14 protein-coding genes are annotated in these 16,834 nt (G+C 69.6%); 4 read left to right on the plus strand and 10 right to left on the minus strand.

All coding sequences use genetic code 11. The features are described from left to right. Window positions 1–100: 100 nt before the first annotated feature. The 5 genes from WYM_RS00455 to WYM_RS00475 form a co-directional block, all read right to left on the minus strand. A complete protein-coding gene (locus WYM_RS00455) occupies window positions 101–2,176 on the minus strand; it encodes an ATP-binding protein (RefSeq protein ID WP_019178851.1) in 2,076 nt (691 codons plus the stop codon). Continuing rightward, entirely contained in the window at window positions 2,173–4,158 is a 1,986-nt protein-coding gene (locus tag WYM_RS00460; RefSeq protein WP_019178852.1) for a histidine kinase, read from the minus strand. The genes WYM_RS00455 and WYM_RS00460 overlap by 4 nt, the downstream gene beginning before the upstream one ends. 112 nt (window positions 4,159–4,270) lie before the next feature. Further along, a complete protein-coding gene (locus WYM_RS00465) occupies window positions 4,271–4,846 on the minus strand; it encodes a hypothetical protein (RefSeq protein WP_019178853.1) in 576 nt (191 codons plus the stop codon). After that, window positions 4,843–5,673 (minus strand): endonuclease/exonuclease/phosphatase family protein, encoded by an 831-nt coding sequence (locus tag WYM_RS00470; protein WP_019178854.1) that lies wholly within the window; start codon window positions 5,671–5,673, stop codon window positions 4,843–4,845. The genes WYM_RS00465 and WYM_RS00470 overlap by 4 nt, the downstream gene beginning before the upstream one ends. Next, a complete protein-coding gene (locus WYM_RS00475) occupies window positions 5,670–6,476 on the minus strand; it encodes a glycosyltransferase family A protein (RefSeq protein ID WP_019178855.1) in 807 nt (268 codons plus the stop codon). Before WYM_RS00475 ends, WYM_RS00470 begins: the two co-directional genes overlap by 4 nt. 176 nt (window positions 6,477–6,652) lie before the next feature. On the opposite strand from WYM_RS00475, the gene WYM_RS00480 reads away from it, so the two are divergent. Both WYM_RS00480 and WYM_RS00485 read left to right on the plus strand, forming a co-directional pair. Further along, window positions 6,653–7,225: a PadR family transcriptional regulator gene (locus WYM_RS00480; RefSeq protein ID WP_019178856.1), complete on the plus strand. Its 573-nt coding sequence runs from the start codon at window positions 6,653–6,655 to the stop codon at window positions 7,223–7,225. 50 nt (window positions 7,226–7,275) lie between these two features. Then, window positions 7,276–8,958: an ABC1 kinase family protein gene (locus WYM_RS00485; RefSeq protein ID WP_019178857.1), complete on the plus strand. Its 1,683-nt coding sequence runs from the start codon at window positions 7,276–7,278 to the stop codon at window positions 8,956–8,958. An 18-nt stretch (window positions 8,959–8,976) separates the two neighbouring features. Here the strand turns inward: WYM_RS00485 and WYM_RS00490 are convergent, their stop codons facing one another. After that, window positions 8,977–9,189 carry a DUF2945 domain-containing protein gene (locus tag WYM_RS00490; RefSeq protein ID WP_026059432.1) on the minus strand — a complete coding sequence of 71 codons (213 nt, stop codon included), beginning with the start codon at window positions 9,187–9,189 and terminating at the stop codon, window positions 8,977–8,979. Window positions 9,190–9,379: 190 nt separating this feature from the next. Between WYM_RS00490 and WYM_RS00495 the strand changes: the two genes are divergently transcribed. Beyond that, window positions 9,380–10,276 carry an SDR family oxidoreductase gene (locus WYM_RS00495; protein WP_019178859.1) on the plus strand — a complete coding sequence of 299 codons (897 nt, stop codon included), beginning with the start codon at window positions 9,380–9,382 and terminating at the stop codon, window positions 10,274–10,276. 54 nt (window positions 10,277–10,330) lie between these two features. Then, window positions 10,331–11,428 (plus strand): phosphogluconate dehydrogenase (NAD(+)-dependent, decarboxylating), encoded by a 1,098-nt coding sequence (gnd, locus tag WYM_RS18855; protein ID WP_019178860.1) that lies wholly within the window; start codon window positions 10,331–10,333, stop codon window positions 11,426–11,428. A gap of 51 nt (window positions 11,429–11,479) precedes the next feature. On the opposite strand, the gene WYM_RS00505 is transcribed toward gnd, so the two are convergent. From WYM_RS00505 to WYM_RS00520, 4 genes are all read right to left on the minus strand, one after another. After that, complete coding sequence (locus WYM_RS00505) at window positions 11,480–13,162, minus strand: MDR family MFS transporter (protein ID WP_019178861.1); 1,683 nt, start codon at window positions 13,160–13,162, stop codon at window positions 11,480–11,482. A 34-nt stretch (window positions 13,163–13,196) separates the two neighbouring features. Continuing rightward, a complete protein-coding gene (locus WYM_RS00510) occupies window positions 13,197–13,838 on the minus strand; it encodes a TetR/AcrR family transcriptional regulator (RefSeq protein ID WP_051008024.1) in 642 nt (213 codons plus the stop codon). 61 nt (window positions 13,839–13,899) lie between these two features. Continuing rightward, window positions 13,900–15,705 carry a glycoside hydrolase family 2 protein gene (locus WYM_RS00515; protein ID WP_019178863.1) on the minus strand — a complete coding sequence of 602 codons (1,806 nt, stop codon included), beginning with the start codon at window positions 15,703–15,705 and terminating at the stop codon, window positions 13,900–13,902. Then, window positions 15,702–16,706 carry a LacI family DNA-binding transcriptional regulator gene (locus tag WYM_RS00520; protein ID WP_019178864.1) on the minus strand — a complete coding sequence of 335 codons (1,005 nt, stop codon included), beginning with the start codon at window positions 16,704–16,706 and terminating at the stop codon, window positions 15,702–15,704. The genes WYM_RS00515 and WYM_RS00520 overlap by 4 nt, the downstream gene beginning before the upstream one ends. Between the last annotated feature and the right edge of the window lie 128 nt (window positions 16,707–16,834).

Here is a 16,834-nt window from a genome sequence, read left to right on the forward strand (position 1 = left end):
CGCCGCGGTTCGTGGCTTCATTGTGCCGTCTCCGGCGCCCACACGGACTGCGTCGATCCGCGTCTGCGCTTCGAGCCTGCAGGTCCCGGTGTCCCGGACGTCAGGACGCGTAGTCCTGGATCGCCGACCGAGCCGCGGGAAGCGAGACCGTGACCACCGTTCCGCGCCTCCCGCTCGACACGTCCAGGACTCCGCCGTGTGCGGCCGCCCGTTCGCGCATCGAGGTCATCCCGATGCCGGGCGTCGCGTCTTCCGGGATCCCTCGGCCGTTGTCGGAGACCTCGAGGACCGAGGACTCTGCGCTCGCCGTCACGCGGACCGCGACGTGGCGCGCGCCGGAATGGCGCGCCGCGTTGGCCAATGCCTCTGCCGCGACCAGGTACAGCGCTTCGGCTATGTCGGGAGACAGGTGAGCATCGCCGGCGACGGTGGCGTGCACTCGGAGCGCCGGGGACGCGAAACGGCTCACGAGCCGCTGGAGCGCGTCCGCGAGGTCCTCGCCATCGAGCGGACTCGGCGAGACCGCGTTCGCGAGATCGCGCACCTCTCGCAGCCGGCGATGGATGTCGTGGGTCAGTTCCGCCAACAGGTCGCGGGCACGTCGCGGGTCGCTCGCGGCGAGATTCTCGACCGCGGCGAGCCCGAATCCGATCCCGGCGAGGGCGGGACCGAGGCCGTCGTGCAGCTCGCGACGAATCGCCCGTCGCTCCTCCGCCCGGCGGGCGACGAGGTCGCTGCGCGCCGTGTCGAGAACCTCGTACGATTCCGCGAGGCGCACCACGGTGCTCACGAGCCCCGCGACGTCGGCGAGCACGACGAGCGTGCGGCGGTCGAATCGCTGGCCGCCGATGGGCTGGGCTCGGAGTTCGCCGGCCGCCTCGCCACCGGTCGACAGTGGCACGCGGGCCGGCTCGCCCGTCACCCGCACACCCGACTCCGCACGCTGCCCGCCGGCGTGGATCTCGACCCAGCCGAGCCGCAGCACCGAGCGCAGTGTGTGGGCGAGGTCCGTGAGGCCGGCCGCTCCCGGCGGGAGCTCGCCGATCCGCTCACCGAGGCGCGTCAGCAGGTGGGCGCGGTCGGCGCCGTCGCCGTAGACGAGTCGATCGATCCGGCGCTGCAGCCACCCCCGAAGAGGGAGTATCGCGAGGGCGATGACGACCGGCACGAGCAGCGACAGCGCGTCCACGCCGGCGAGCGTCACCGGGAGCGCGGCGACGAGCACCAGGTAAAGGGCGACGCCGGCGAAGGTGAGCAGCGACCACAGCAAGAGACGGCTCACGACGAGCGCGACCCCCCACAGTCGCTGCCCGAGGACGACGACGAGGATCGCGGCGGGGTAGAGGATCTGTCCCAGCACCGGCGCCACGAGCCCGAAGTCGACCGCCCACGAGGGCAGATCGAGACCCTCCGGCAGGACGAGTGCGAGGTACGACAGTGTGAGGAAGAGATGCCCGATGGTCAGCCAAGACAGACCCACGCGGGTGCGGCCTCGTGCCCGCGTCCATCGCGCGATCAGCACCGCGAGCGAGACGAACGAGATCGCTACGGCGGCGAAGGACAGGGCCGTGTACACGGGTGGAAGCGCCGCCTGGTATGCGGCGATGTCGATGGCCAGCGGGTTGCGCGGTGTCGGCACGGTCTGCTGGGTGAGGCTCGCGAAGAAGGCCGCGCCGGCGAAGACCGAGCACAGCGCCACGAGGGCGCGCTGCCAGCGTGGAAGCGGGGCGCGCGTGACGAGGATCGGCAGCACCGCCGTCATGAACGTGCCGGGAACGAATCCCCAGCCCGCCGCGAACGCGACCAGTCCCCACAGCGGAAGACCCGGCACCTGTGCCCCGAGCAGGCCGTACTGCACGCCGAACGCCGCGATGCCGGACCCTACTGCGTGCAGGGCGATGATGACGCCCACCGGATGCGGTCGTCGAGCGAGGATAAGAGCGCTGACCGGCCCGTAGATCAGAGCCACCGTCACCCCGATGTCGTCGAAGCGCGCCTGCATCTCGGGCGGAGCGGGGGAGAGGAAGACGCCGGGAAGGGGCTCGGCCGGAAGCTGCGCGATCCAGGCGATGGCGAGGGAAGCGATGGCGAGCGTCCACGACACTGCCCACACACCGCCGGCGATCCATCGCCGGGGAGCGGCATCCCCTCCGCCGACCGGCAGCCGGGGCGTCATCGTGCGATCTCCGCATGGACGCCGCCCGTGGTGGGCAGCTCGGTCCGCGCACCGAGTTCGTCGGCGCGCTGCCGCACCGCCTCGGCGAGAGCCGTCGTCACCGTCGAGTCGCCATCGAATCGAACACCCAGGCGAACGCGCGAATCCTCGATGCTGACAGATGCCGCGACCCCCGCTACTCCGGGAGCCCTTCGCGCGCGCGACACCGCGTCGGCGATCACGAGGTAGACCGCCAACTGCAGGTCCGAGTCCAGCACGTCCGCGCCGTGAGCCGTCGTGGCCACGCGCAGTTCGCCGTGCGAGGCCGTCGTCGCCAGCTCGTCGAGCGCTGCTTCCAGATCCCCCTGGTCCAGCGCGGTCGGCATCAGCGTGCGTGCGAGCTGGCGAACGTCGTCGGCGCACGCGGTCGTGTCGCCTCGAAGTTCGGCGACGGCGATCGCTGCCAGGGGATCCTGGTTCGCGATGAGCGCGTCGGCGGCCGACATCCCGAATCCGATGCCGGCGAGCGCCGGAGCCAGCCGATCGTGCAGTTCGGTTCGCAGTAGGCGGCGCTCCTCCCGCCGAACGCCGAGCGTCCGGCGCCGCGTCGCGGCCACGTCTTCGTTGACCGTCGCCAGGAGGACGGCCGCGGCGACGAAACCGGCGGTCTGCTCCAGCACCGGTCGCGCCGCTCGGTCGATCGGCCGACCGGGATCATCGGTCACGGTGAGACGACCGATCGACCGGCCACCCGAGAGCAGGTCGACCGACACCGTGTCGGCGGCGATCGTTCCCACACGGACAGGAGCGGAGGCCGACGCGAGCGCGATCTCGACGGACGACAAGCGGAACGTCTCTCGCAGCGAAGCGGCGATCCTGCGCACCCCGTCCCGTCCGATCTCGGCGGAGTCGGCGTCCTCCTCGCCGGACGGGGTCACGGCCTCGGCCAGCCGACGCAGGACGTGTCGGGCCTCGGGTGCGCCGTCGGTGAACAATCGTCCGAGCCGCAGACGCAGCCGACGGGCGGTGGTGCCGAGGACGAGGGCGAGCGTGGCGGCGGCGATCGCGCCCGCGAGCGCGGCGTCCAGCCCGAGCGCCCGCCCGGCGGCGGTGGTCACGAGGTAGGCGGCGACGGCGAACGCCAGCGACTGCACACCGGCGATCGCATCGACGGTGCGTGACGCCAGATGACTCCCGTCGCGCACGGCGACAGCGGCGAGGATCCCGACCGGGAGGAGTCCCTGCGAGAGCACGAAGGCGGCATCGGCCAGGAGTGCCATCGGCGCCGGGAGAGCGGCCGCCAGGCGTCCGTAACTCGCGACAAGAAGAACGACTCCGGCGACGAACCAGGCCACCGACTCCCGCTCCCGATCGATGCCGTCGCGCCAGCGCCGGGCGACGGCCACCGAGCCGGCGACGAAGCTGGCGATCGCCCAGAGGAGCGGAGCCACGTCGACCGACTGCGGAACAGGGCCGATCAGCGTGACGATCGAGACGACGAGGCTCGACAGCGGCGCGCCGAGGCCGATGGCCAATGCCACCCGATGGGGGTGCGCGTGATCGCGGACCAGCAGCCACGGAAGCAGGGCGAGCGCCGCCAGCTCGGGGAGTCGCGCGAGGTGCGCAGTGACGGTGACCACGGTGCCGATCCCAGACGTATCGGGCAGCAGGCGACTCAGCACGAGGACGAGCGCCAGCCACCCGCTCGTGATCGCGAGAGCGCCGGTGAGGGCGGCGACATCCCGGCGGCGAAGCGACAGCGCGACCGCCGCCACCGGCGCGTATACGACGGCCGCGACGACGAGGCGGGCGATCGGCGAGGGATCCGTGGCTGTCGAGACCGCCAGGATGAGCGCGATCACCGAGGGCAGGACGGCGAGGAGAACCAGTGCGAGTCCGATGCGCGTCGGCGGCGCCGGCGAGTGAGCAAAGGTGAGTGCCGGGCGTGGCGAGTGGACCGGCGCGTCGCCGGGACGCGCAACCGCGCCTCGATATCCGCTCACGCGGACCAGGATCGCGGCGCCGCGTGCCGCGCCGCGGGACGTGAAGAGTGCACCTCCCGATGCTCCCGCGACCCGCGGCCCGAGCGATAGGGGCGGTTGTCCTCGGTTCGCCTCAGGCGGCGCGTTCCAGGCGGACCGTGGCGACCAGAACCCCCGCGACGACAGCCCCCAGGCCGCCGACGGTCATATCGCCGATCGTGTCTTGATACGTGACGAAGATCTCGGCGGTGACGAAGGTCTTGCCCAGCCACTCCACCATCTCCCACACCGCGCTGACCGCGAGCCCGAGCGCCGTCACGATCACGATCGGCGTGCGCCGCCTCGCACCCGCCGCCCGTGGGAGCGGGACGACGTCCAGGCGAGTGAGAAGGAGATAGAGCATCGCTGCGCCGGCCCCCGTGCAGACGACGTGCACGGCGAGGTCCCACCCTGGCCAGACGCGATACAACCCCAGCACGTTGCTCCACGCCGCCACGAGCACCGTTATCCCGAAGAAGATGTCGAAGCCCGGGCGCACTCCGACGAAGCGCGGGACCACGAGCGCCGGAAGGGCGAGCGCGAGGATGCCGGCATCCGTCGCCGTCCACCAGACGAACGCGGCGGCGACGCTCAACAGGCCCAGGGCGCGGACCGCATCGGCGAGCCATTCGCCCGGGCCGGCCGGCGCGCGCAGGAAGTTCGCGATCATACGGGGCCGTTCTCCTCACCGAGCCGTACGACGGCCTGGACGGGCAGATGGTCGGACGGCCAGGACCCGTCGAAGCGGCGCGCGTTGATCCCCGCCCGCTCCACGGCGAAGTCGGGAGTGACCACGATCCAGTCGATCCGGGTCGTACCGGTGCGCGGCGGGCGGTAGTTCGCGAACGTGCCGACCGAGGCGCCGAGCCGGTGCTCCGCGACGGTCCACGCATCCTTCAGCGATTCGTCCGCGAGGAGCGCTCGAAGCGTGCGGGACTCGGCGCCGGCATTGAGGTCGCCGGTCAGGATCGCAGGGCCGTCACCGACGAGAGCGCGCAGCGTGTCCACGGAGCGCAGTCGCGATCGGGGCGAGAAGGGATCGAGGTGGGTGTTGATCGCGAGAAAGGACGTGCCGGTCGCGCGGTCACGCAGACGCGCCGTGACGGCGATGCGCGGGATCGGGTTGCCCCAAGACCGGGATCCGGGCTGGTGCGGGTGCTCCGAGAGAGCGGTCTGGTCCCACTCGAGCAGTTCCAGGCGCTCGGTGTCGAAGTACAGTGGGCACCCCTCGCCGGTGCGGCGGGCGCCCCGCCCGTGGCCGACGAAGCGGTACCGGGGCCCGAGGGCGTTGAGCACGTCGTCCGCCTGGTCCGGCATGGCCTCCTGGAGACCGAGAAGAGCCGGTCGCTCGCTCGTCAGGAGGTCCCGCGCGGCCGGCCGGCGATGCCGCCAACGGTCGGCGCGCCGCCACGCGAGTCCGTCCATCCGGCGGCGGATGTTGAACGTCGTGACGTGCAGGCCCGGCGGATCGACGGGTCCGATCAGCGGCACCGTCACCGTTCCCCTCCCTCTCTCCGAGGCGGGGCTGCATCGCGGCGAGACCGTTCCAGCGCCCGGCGCAGAAGCAGGCGCGTCCACCGCACCGGCGGGAAGTCCGCCGGCCAGTGCACGATCACCGTTCGCACGCCGAGCCAGGTCCGTCGCAGGAAGCCACGGCCGCTGCCGAACGGTCTCATCGAGATCCCCATGGCAGCGTGGGGGAGGTAGCGGATCTGGAAGCGCTCGCCCAGGTGGTACGCGAGGTCGAGGTCGTCGTGCAGGTCGGCATCGTGCCGGTGCACGCGTGAACGGATGCTGCGCCAGGCGTCGCGGCGCAGTCCGAGGTTCGACCCGAACACGGGCAGATGGCCCAGGGTCGGGGTCAGCACGGCGGCGTAGGCGGCGAGATAGGCGGCGGCCAAGGGCGCCCGCAGCATGCGCGGCCCGTCGATGAAGCGGGCACCGCCGGTGAAGGCGGCGATATCGGGCCGATGCGCGAACGCGCTCGTCACCGCCTCCACCCAGTTCGCCGACGGGAGGCAGTCCGCGTCCAGCCGCAGGATGAGGTCACCGGCGACCGCGTCGTATCCTGCCGCGCTCGCTGCCGGGATTCCCGGCTCGTCGCAGCGGATCACACGAGCCCCCGCGTCCCGTGCCACCTCGGCGGAGGCGTCCGAAGACCGATTGTCGACGACGACGATCTCGTCGGGCTTCCTCGTCTGCAGCGACAGCGCGCGCAGGCATCGCGCGAGCTCCCGGTCGTCGTCCTTCACCGGGATCACGACCGACACCGTCGCAGTGTGCGGGGCAGTGCGGGTCACGTCGGCTCCTCGGTGGCTCGCGCTCCACGCTAGCCACGTCACCAGGCGGCGTCGCGGCGGTTGACACCGTCGTACGGGATCGATAGCGGGCGCATGTCCCGGCCTAGTCAGATCGCAGATAGCGATATATCGTTGAGTATCGCGAAGGTATCGCTCGTCGATACGAGGAGGTCATCATGAACGGTTTCGACTTCGGAGGAGCGTTCGGCGCCCGGCAGCCGGGACAGGGCTCCAGCTCTGTCGGTGGAGGGATCTGGGACGCCGTGGATCAGTTGCGCGACGCGTTCGAGCAGCGCTTCACCCCGCCCAGGATGGCGCGGGGAGATGTGCGCGCGGCCGTCCTGTCGCTGTTGGCTGAGAAGCCCATGCACGGGTACCAGATCATCCACGAGATCGAGGAGCGCAGCGGCGGCACGTGGAAGCCGAGTCCCGGCTCGGTGTACCCGACTCTCCAGCTTCTGGCCGACGAGGGCCTCATCAGTGCGACGGAGTCCGCCGGAAAGAAGACCTACTCGCTGACCGAGGCCGGTCGCGCTGCCGTCGACGCCACGGAGGGCCGCTCCGCACCGTGGGAGTCTCCGGGCGCCCGGGAAGCCGCCCGCGCCACCGCTCTGCCGAAGGCCGGCGCGAAGCTGGCACAGGCCGCCGCGCAGGTGGCGAGCAGCGGTTCGCCCGAGCAGGTGCAGCAGGCTGTCGAGGTCCTCGAGGAGGCGCGTCGTAAGCTCTTCTCGATCCTCGCGCAGGACTGACCGAGGGCCGAGCGAGCGCCGACGCCGAGCGTCGGGATCAGGGAGATTCGATGGCCGACGCCGCCGGTTCGCGCGCCCGCTACCGTCGCATTCTGCGCTTCGCGGCCCGGTACATCGCGCAGGCCTGGTGGTTCGAGCTCTTCCTGCCGCGGATCGGACTCGCGCGATTCGCCGCGCGCGGCCGCGCCGCTCGGTTGCGCACGATCGCGCGCAGCTTCCACGGACTGGCCGTCTCGCTCGGCGGGCTCATGATCAAGGTCGGCCAGTTCATGTCGTCGCGCCTGGACGTGCTTCCGCCCGAGATCACGAAAGAGCTCGAGGGCCTCCAGGACGAGGTTCCGCCTGTCGCCTTCGCAGACATCCGGGCTCTCGCAGAGGCCGAGCTCGGTCTGCCGCTGGAGCAGGCGTACGCGTGGATCGACCCGGCGCCGCTGGCCGCGGCATCCCTCGGGCAGGCGCACCGTGCGCGACTGACGGATGCCGAGGCCGCCGACACCGGCTTCGCGGACGTCGTGGTCAAGATCCAGCGACCGGGCATCGACGAGATCGTCGCGGTCGACCTCGCTGCACTGCGCAAGGTCGCCGGATGGCTCAGCCGCGTGCGGATCGTGGCCGACCATGTGGATCTCCCGGCGCTCATCGAGGAGTTCGCGCAGACCAGCCAGGAGGAGATCGACTATCTGCACGAGGCCGCCAACGCGGAGCGGTTCGCGGAGAACTTCCGTGACGACCCGCGTGTGGACGTGCCCGAGGTCGCGTGGGAGCGCGTGACCGGGAGGGTCCTCACCCTGTCGGACGTGTCGGCGATCAAGATCAACGACGTCGCCGCGCTGAAGGAGGCCGGCATCGACCCGGCCCAGGTCGCCTCGGAGTTCGCGAACGTGATGTTCGACCAGCTCTTCCGCGACGGCTACTTCCATGCCGACCCGCATCCCGGCAACATCTTCGTCACGCCCATGTCGACGCAGGAGCGACCGTTCCGCCTGACCTTCGTCGACTTCGGCATGATGGGCGAGGTTCCCGAGCGGCTGCGGCGCGACCTGCAGCAGCTCGTGATCGCGGTGGCCTCACGAAACGGCAGGCAGCTCGTCGACAGCATCCGCGATGTGGGAGTGCTGCTGCCGTCGGCCGACACCGTCGAGCTCGAGCGGGCGATGACGGCGCTGTTCGCGCGCTTCGGCGGCATGGGCTTCGCCGAGCTGCAGCGCGTCGATCCCCGGGAGTTTCAGGACTTCGCGACGGAGTTCGGCGACGTCATCCGGTCGCTGCCGTTCCAGCTGCCCGAGAACTTCCTGCTCATCGTCCGCGCCGTGTCGCTGACGTCCGGCCTCTGCAGCTCGCTCGAGCCGGAGTTCAACATGTGGGACGCCGTCGAGCCGTACGCGGACCAGCTGATCCGCGGTGAGCGGGGCAATGCGGTGACCGCCGTGGCGAGAGAGGCGGTCTCGGTCGCGGCCATCGCGGCGCGGCTGCCCCGTCGCCTCGACGATTTCGTGACCCGTGCCGAGGAGGGCCGGCTGTCGATCGATTCGCCCCGGTTGGATCAGCGCGCCAAGCGCCTCGAGCGCCTCGGGCGCCGAGCGGTGTCAGCGGTGCTCTTCGCCGGGCTGTTCATCGGCGGGGCCGTTCTGCGGTCCGAGGACCCGATCTGGGGCATCGCTCTCATGGTGTCGTCGGCGGTGCCGTTCCTTCACGCGGTGTTCGGCGGCTTCGTCGATCGGCGAGGGCTCTGACCTTCGGCTCTGCCGCGGCTACGAGAGCTTGCGCAGCGCGCCGGCCTTGTGAGCCGCCTTGTCGCCGCTCTTCTCCGACTTCACGATGTAGGCCGGCTCGTCGTCCGACGCCGTGAAGTGCTGGCCGGCGAACTGGAAGTCGCTCGTCCTCTTCTCCACCACCTCGCCCTGGGTCCGCCCCTGGGACGTGTTCCAGCTGACACGGTCGCCCTTCTTGAGATCCTTCGCCACGGCGTCCTCCTCCGATTCGTTGCACGACACCATAGACAGCCGCGCGATCGGGTCCAAGAGGCTTGCGCTGCCGATCGGTCGGCACCGGGCGGCACTAACGACTTCTGAGCCGTCGTGCAACCCCTGAGCGCGCTCGAAGACCCCTGCCTAGCGTGGATCGCACACGTTCGCATCCGACCCAGGAGGAAGAATGTCCCGCGACCAGTACACGCTGACCAACCCCGCCGAGCTGTACGCCGACTTCGACCCCAAGAAGCAGCGCCAGCCTGAGCCCGGGCTCGACGCCGAGCTTCAGCCGAAGGCCGACCTCGGCGAAGACACGTACCGGGGCACCGAGCGCCTGAAGGGTCGGAAGGCCCTGATCACCGGGGCCGACTCGGGCATCGGCGCCGCCACCGCCATCGCGTTCGCGCGCGAAGGAGCAGACGTCGCGATGTCGTACCTGCCCGAGGAGGAGGTCGACGCGCAGCGAGTCGCCGGAATTCTGCAGGACGCCGGCGTCAACGTGCTCACGCTGCCGGGCGACCTGCGCGACGCCGCCTACTGCCGCGACCTCGTCGCCCGCGCGGTGGAGGGGCTCGGGGGACTGGACATCCTCGTCAACAACGGCGGCAAGCAGGTTTTCAACGAAGACCTGACGACCCTCGAGGACGATCAGTTCGACGACACGTTCAAGACCAATGTCTACGCGATGTTCTGGATCACCAAAGCGGCGCTCCCTCACCTGAAGCCCGGGTCGACGATCATCAACACCACGTCGATCCAGGCGTATCAGCCGTCTGAGATCCTCGTCGACTACGCGTCGACGAAGGCGACCATCAACGCTTTCACGAAGGCGCTCGCCCAGCAGCTCGCGCCCAAGGGCATCCGGGTGAACGCCGTGGCACCGGGCCCGATCTGGACGCCGCTGCAGGTCAGTGACGGCCAGCCGCAGGAGAAGATCGAGTCGTTCGGCGAGCAGACGCCGCTCGGACGCGCCGGACAGCCGGCTGAGCTCGCTCCGGCCTACGTCTTCCTGGCCTCTGCCGAGTCCAGCTACGTCGCCGGCGAGACCCTGGCCGTGACCGGAGGTTCGCCCACTCCCTGACACCGCACCTCGATCAGCCTGTAGAACTGACGTCAACGACACGAGGAGCGGCGAATGCAACTGGGAATGGTGGGCCTCGGCCGGATGGGCGGCAACATCGTCCGGCGCTTGATGCGCGACGGGCACGAGTGCGTCGTCTTCGATGTGAATCCGGGCGCGGTCACCGCGCTCGCCGGGGAGGGGGCGGTGGGTTCCGAGAGCATCGCCGACCTGGTCGCCAAGCTGGAGGCGCCACGGGCGATCTGGCTGATGATCCCCGCCGGACTTACCGGGAAGGTGGTCGACGAGGTGGCCGCGCTGCTCGAGCCGGGCGACATCATCATCGACGGCGGCAACTCCAACTATCGCGACGACGTCCGCCGCGCGGCGAAGCTGCAGAGCACCGGGGTCCACTACGTCGACATCGGAACGAGCGGCGGCGTGTTCGGTCTCGAGCGCGGGTACTGCCTCATGGTGGGCGGGCCCGACGAGGCCTTCCGGCGCATCGAGCCGATTCTGCAGACCATCGCGCCGGGAAGCGGTGAGGTGCCTCGCACCCCCGGCCGCGACGGGGATCCCGCGCCCGAAGAGCTCGGATACCTGCACTGCGGTCCATCCGGAGCGGGCCACTTCGTGAAGATGGTGCACAACGGCATCGAGTACGGCGTCATGGCGGCGCTCGCCGAGGGTTTCAACATCCTCGAGCACGCCGATGCCGGCATCCGTCAGACCGAGCACTCCGCCGAGGTCGCTCCTCTGGAGGAGCCGGAGTTCTACCAGTTCACGATCGACACGCCGAAGGTCGCCGAGCTGTGGCGCCGCGGCTCGGTCATCTCTTCCTGGCTTCTGGATCTCACCGCGGCGGCGCTGCACGGAAATCCGACGCTCGACGGGCTCGCGGGTCGTGTCTCCGACTCGGGCGAAGGGCGATGGACGGTGAAGGCCGCGGTGGACACGGGGGTTCCGGCGCCGGTGCTGGCGGCATCCCTCTTCGAGCGCTTCGCCTCGCGTGACGAGGACCAGTTCGCCAATCAGGTGCTGTCGGCGATGCGCCTGCAGTTCGGTGGACATCAGGAGCTGCCCGCCGGAGACGTCCTCGAGGCCGGTGGCGAGAAGGCCGAGTCGTCGACGCGTGGTCAGTCCGAAGAGACCGGCGAAGCCGAGCACGAGTGAACGACGGATGTCGCGGCCGAGCGCCGCGACATCCGTTGTCACCTCCCGACGTCACTCCACCGGTGTTGTCGTGCTCTCGTTCTCGATGCGCGCGCGGTCGACCCGGGCGGCGCCCGCAGCCTGGCGCTGCTCGGCCTCCAGCCGCTCCGCCTCATCGCCGCCGATCGCCTCGCCGCGCGCGACGAGCCCGGCGACGTCGGAGAGGGGGATCTCCTTGAGGAAGAGCGAGAGGATGAACGCGATGGCCATGAACGGCACGAGGTACCAGAACACCGGCGCCAGGGCATCGGCGTACGCGGTGACGATGGAGTCTCGCACCGGCTCCGGCAGATCGTTCAGGGCTGCCGGGTCGATCGTCGCGGCCGCCTGCGAGGCCTGGTCGGCCGGGATGCCGGCGCCGGTGAAGGCGGCCAGCAGGTTCTCGGTCAGCCGGCTCGTGAAGATCGCCCCGAACACGGCGATGCCCAGCGCGGCGCCCGCTTCGCGGAAGTAGTTGTTCGAGCTCGTCGCCGTGCCGACCTGAGTCGCGGGCACCGAGTTCTGCGCGACGAGCACCACGACCTGCATCACGAGGCCCAGGCCGGCGCCGAACAGGAACAGGTACACGCAGATCAGCCAGATGGGCGTGTCGGCGGTGAGCGAGGTCATCAGGACCATCGTCACGCCGGTGATGAGGGTGCCCAGCACCGGGAAGATGCGGTAGCGGCCGGTCTTCGTGATGAGCAGCCCCGACACGATCGACGTGCCCATCACCCCGACCATCATCGGGATCATGAGCAGGCCGGATGCCGCGGCTGACGTGCCCGACGACATCTGCAGGAACGTCGGCACGAACCCGATGGCGGCGAACATCCCGATGCCGATCACGAACCCGATGAGCGTCGTGTTGACGAACACCGGATTCTTGAACAGCGACAGCGGCATCACCGGGTCGGCCGCACGAGACTCGGTGAGGATGAACAGTGCGACGGCGAGAACGAGTCCGGCGCCCCACGCCCACGTGGCGGGCGAGTCCCAGCCGTGGTCGCGGTCGCCGCCGAAGTCGGTGAAGAAGATCAGGCACGTGGTCGCCGCCGAGAGGAAGACGACGCCGAGCCAATCGATGGGCTTGGTCGCCTTCTTGCTCGGCAGCTTCAGTGCGAACACCGCGATGAGGAACGCAGCGATCCCGACCGGGATGTTGATGTAGAACGCCCACTGCCAGGTGAGGTGATCGACGAAGAAGCCGCCGAGCAGGGGACCGGCCACGGCGGAGAGACCGAAGATCGCGCCCAGCGGCCCGAGGTACTTGCCGCGCTCCGAAGCCGGGACGATGTCGGCGATGATCGCCTGCGAGAGGATCATGAGCCCGCCGCCGCCGAGGCCCTGCATGGCCCGGAAGACGACGAACATCCAGAAGTCGGATGCGAAGGCGCAGCCGATCGAGGCCAGCGTGAAGATCGCGATCGCGATGAGGAACAGGTTGCGTCGGCCCAGCACGTCGCCGAACTTGCCGTAGATCGGCATGACGATCGTGGTCGCGAGGATGTAGGCGCTCGTGATCCAGACCTGGTGCTCGACACCGCCGAGCTCGCCGACGAGCGTCGGCATGGCGGTCGAGACGATCGTCTGATCGAGGCTCGACAGCAGCATGCCGGCGATGAGGGCGGAGAAGATGATCCAGATGCGGCGTTTGGTGAGCAGCATCGGGGCGTCGCCGGTGGCGACGACGGGCGAGGGAGCGGTGGCGGTCATCGGGTGCTTTCGGGGTCGGTCGGGACGGTGGGGTTCACGAAGGACGGGTCGACGCCTGCGAGGCGAACAGCTCGCGGGCGCTCTGGAGCGAGCCGTCGAGCACTTCGGCGAAGGTGCGCCGGTCGTCAGGATCGAGCGAGGCGGGCACCGCGAGGCGGGCGAGGTGACCGACGATCTGCACGGCGGCGACCACGCGCGGGTCGTCGGCTGAGACGCCCTCCCGGCGTGCGACGAGCGCGATGTCGTTCTGCTCGTCCCGGTGATGGCGCTCGAGCATGTGCGTGACCAGGCGCGGGTCTCGCTCTGCGGCGGCCATGAGCTCCTGCGCCGACGCCCGGTTGAACTCCAGCGCGGCCCAACGGCCCTCGAGGAGAGCGGCCAGGTCGGTCAGCAGCGACGCGGAGATCGCTCCCGGCGCCGTGCGGGGTCGCATGCCGACGAACAGCTCGTCGGCCTCGGCCGTATCGATGTGCAGCGGGATGCCGAGGACGGCGTCTTCCTTCGACGCGAAGTAGTTGAAGAAGGTGCGGCGCGAGATGCCCGCCTCTTCGCACAGCTCCTCGATCGTGAAGCCGTTCAGCCCGCCGGCTGCGGTCTTCCGCCGGGCGAGCGACACCAGCGTGCGCGTCGTCTCCGCGCGGCGTCGCTCGCGGGTGGGAATTGCACTCTCGATCACGAAGTGCATTATTGCACTTCTCGGGACTTAGTGCATGTTGCTGCTCAGGTCGCCGAGAAACTCACGTGTGCGATTCCCCGCGCACCGCGGAGCGGATGTGTGAGGTGGGCACCTTCGGAGATCGATCGGCGAACAGCAGGCCGTTCGTCTCCTGACCGGTGTCGGTCAACTGTGTGTAGCAGAAGCCGGCGAGGGGCGGTGCAGACGCCACCGCCCGCACGATGGCGGTGACCTGCTGCTCGAAAGATGCCGGGTCGCTGGCGGTGGAGTAACCCCAGCCGTCGTCGCGGTTTCCCAGGCTCACCCCACCGAACTCCGTCACCATGACGGGCAGGGGCCCTGCGGCGGCGCCGACGCTCATGCGCCGTCCTGCCGGGCCGAAGCCCGCCAGCATCGACCGCACGGAGTCCTCATCGCCGTACCGGCGTGCCAGCACATCCGGATCCGACTCATAGTCGTGGACCGTCCAGATGTCGGAAGCGGCATGCTCCCAGCCGTCGTTCGAGATGACCGGCCGGGTTCCGTCGAGCGCTCGCGTGAGATCGGCGATCGACCGGCTGAAGGCCTGCTGGCGAGAATCATGTGCGATGTGCTGGACGCCCCAGCTCTCGTTGAGAGGCACCCAGACCACGATCGACGGATGTGATTGATCGCGGCGGACGATGGCGGACCATTCACTCACCAGATTGCTCATCGCTCGCTGGTCGAACGAGTACGCGCTCGCCGTCTCGGCCCAGACCATGAGTCCCAGTCGATCCGCCCAGTAGAGGAAGCGCGGATCCTCGGCCTTCTGATGCACGCGTGCGGTGTTGAAGCCGAGATCCAGGATCAGCTCCACTTCCCGGCGGAGCATGTCTCCGGAGGCCGCGAGGTGTGTCTCGGGCCAGTAATTCTGCGCGAGGACCGCTCGCACCATGATCGGGCGGTCGTTGAGGAGCAGCGCCTCCGCAGAGGTGGCGACACTGCGCAGCCCGAGGTAGGTGGCGATCTCGTCGACCTTCGTCGAGTCGGCGGTTTCGAGGGTGACGGATGCCGCGAGCAGCGTCGGCCGCGACGGCGACCAGAGCAGCTCCTCGTATTGCTGGCCGTTGAGCTGGTGAGGGAGAACGAGGCGGATTGCGACGGCGGTTCGGCCCATGGTCCGCACTCGGCCCTCTGCGAGCACACCTCCGTCGTGGGATACCACGACACGTACCCACGTGTCGTCGGCAGGCGGGCTGCCGTCGATCGTCAGGTCGACCTCGACGCCGCCCGAGGGGAGATCCGACCGGATCGCCACGGCGCCGATCGATGTCTCCGGGACGCACTCGAGCCAGACGGGCTGCCAGATGCCGGTCGTCCGGTGATACCAGATGGAGTGCGGTTCCTCGCGCCAGTCCTGCTTGCCGCGAAGCACCGAGACATCGGAGGGCAGATCGACGGCGCGCACGACCACGACATTGTCGCCTCTCGGATCCACTGCCTCGGTCACGTCGGCAACGAACGGCGACTGTCCTCCCTCGTGTGTGGCGACCAGCCGACCATTGACCCATACGGTCGCCGTGTGATCCACGGCACCGAAGTGGAGCAGCACGCGGCCTGCGGCATCCCCGTGACCCGCCGTGGCCAGCTCGCTCGGTCCGAACGCCCGCCGGTACCAGACGCACGGGAGGAACCCGGTCTCGTGGATGCCGGAGGCCGGCGACTCGGGCGGGAACGGGACGACGATCGTGCGGTCGAACACCACGTCCTCGAGACGCGCGCTTCGATCGTCGTCGCGCGCGAAATCCCACTCGCCTGAGAGGTCGCACCAATCTCGCCGAACCAACTGCGGTCGAGGATACGTTCCGTCCAGTGTGGTGGCGTCGATCGGGCGGTGAGCCGTCATTGGACCGGTCCCTTCGTGCTCGCGCGATGCGCGATGGTGAATCCGACGGTGTGCATGCCCGGTGTCGCCGGCTGGTCGAAGAGGAGGTCGATCGCTCGGCGCGCGAGAGCGGCCGTGTCCGGAGCGATCGAACTGAGCGCAGGAGTGCTGTACCGCGACTCCTCGATGTCGTCGAACCCGATGATCGCGAGGTCTTGTGGAACGTCGAGACCAGAAGTGACGAAGACGTGAAGAGCGCCGAGCGCAAGCAGATCGTTGAAGGCGAAGACGCCGTCCGGCCGCAGATCCGAGTCCAGGATGCGGCGTGCCGCATCCGCGCCGTCCGCGCGGTGGAACTCGTCGACAGAGAATACGAGGCGCTCGTCCCACGCCATCCCCGCCTCGTCCAGCGCAGCTCGGTACCCCGCCAGCCGAAGCTCCGACGTCTCGTTCGGCCCGGACTGCTGAGCGCCGATCGCGGCGATGCTCCGGCAGCCGAGTGCGATCAGATGCTCGGTCGCGGCCTTGGCGGCGGCGGTGTTGTCGACGGTGACGTGCGGGAAGGTGCTGTCGCCGATGTGCTCGCCCAGCAGGACCAGAGGAGTGCTGTCCAGTCTCCCTTCCAGCTCCTTCGCCCCCAGAGCCAGCGGGCTGAGGATGAGCCCGTCCACAGCCGGACCGTCGATCCCGTCGCTGATCCGACGCTCGGCTTCCGGTCGGCCATCCGTCTGATTCACCAGGACCGTCATGGAGCGCTCCTGCGCCGCGCGGACCAGCTCCGACGCGAGCTCGGCGAAGTACGGCTGGCTCAGTTCGGGAAGCGCGAGCGCGATCATGCCGTTGCGTCCGCTGCGCAGCTGACGCGCCGCGGCGTTCGGGCGATAGCCCAGTTCGACGAGAGCTGTCCGCACGCGAGCGGCGAGATCGTCGGTGACCCACCCGGTGCCGTTGACGACATTCGAGACGGTCTTGGCCGACACCCCGACATGTGCGGCGACATCTTTCAGCGTCGTTCGAGGCATCTGCCCTCCTTGACTCCTCGCGGCGGCGTCGCGTCGTCACACTGACACAGCCTGGTGGGTTGTTCAACGATTACCGGTCATGTATAACAGTGATCGATCCGATCGTTCAACGTTGAACGCCAATTCGA

This window comes from Microbacterium yannicii PS01 (assembly GCF_000304335.1).
Taxonomy (GTDB): Bacteria; Actinomycetota; Actinomycetes; order Actinomycetales; family Microbacteriaceae; genus Microbacterium; species Microbacterium yannicii_A.

Bases quoted from the DNA above. Each gene is read 5' to 3' on its own strand.
- WYM_RS00495 (WP_019178859.1), top strand. From the start codon at position 9,380: ATGTCCCGCGACCAGTACACGCTGACCAACCCCGCCGAGCTGTACGCC.
- WYM_RS00505 (WP_019178861.1), bottom strand. From the start codon at position 13,162: ATGACCGCCACCGCTCCCTCGCCCGTCGTCGCCACCGGCGACGCCCCG.
- WYM_RS00455 (WP_019178851.1), bottom strand. From the start codon at position 2,176: ATGACGCCCCGGCTGCCGGTCGGCGGAGGGGATGCCGCTCCCCGGCGA.
- gnd (WP_019178860.1), top strand. From the start codon at position 10,331: ATGCAACTGGGAATGGTGGGCCTCGGCCGGATGGGCGGCAACATCGTC.
- WYM_RS00520 (WP_019178864.1), bottom strand. From the start codon at position 16,706: ATGCCTCGAACGACGCTGAAAGATGTCGCCGCACATGTCGGGGTGTCG.
- WYM_RS00465 (WP_019178853.1), bottom strand. From the start codon at position 4,846: ATGATCGCGAACTTCCTGCGCGCGCCGGCCGGCCCGGGCGAATGGCTC.
- WYM_RS00485 (WP_019178857.1), top strand. From the start codon at position 7,276: ATGGCCGACGCCGCCGGTTCGCGCGCCCGCTACCGTCGCATTCTGCGC.
- WYM_RS00515 (WP_019178863.1), bottom strand. From the start codon at position 15,705: ATGACGGCTCACCGCCCGATCGACGCCACCACACTGGACGGAACGTAT.
- WYM_RS00480 (WP_019178856.1), top strand. From the start codon at position 6,653: ATGAACGGTTTCGACTTCGGAGGAGCGTTCGGCGCCCGGCAGCCGGGA.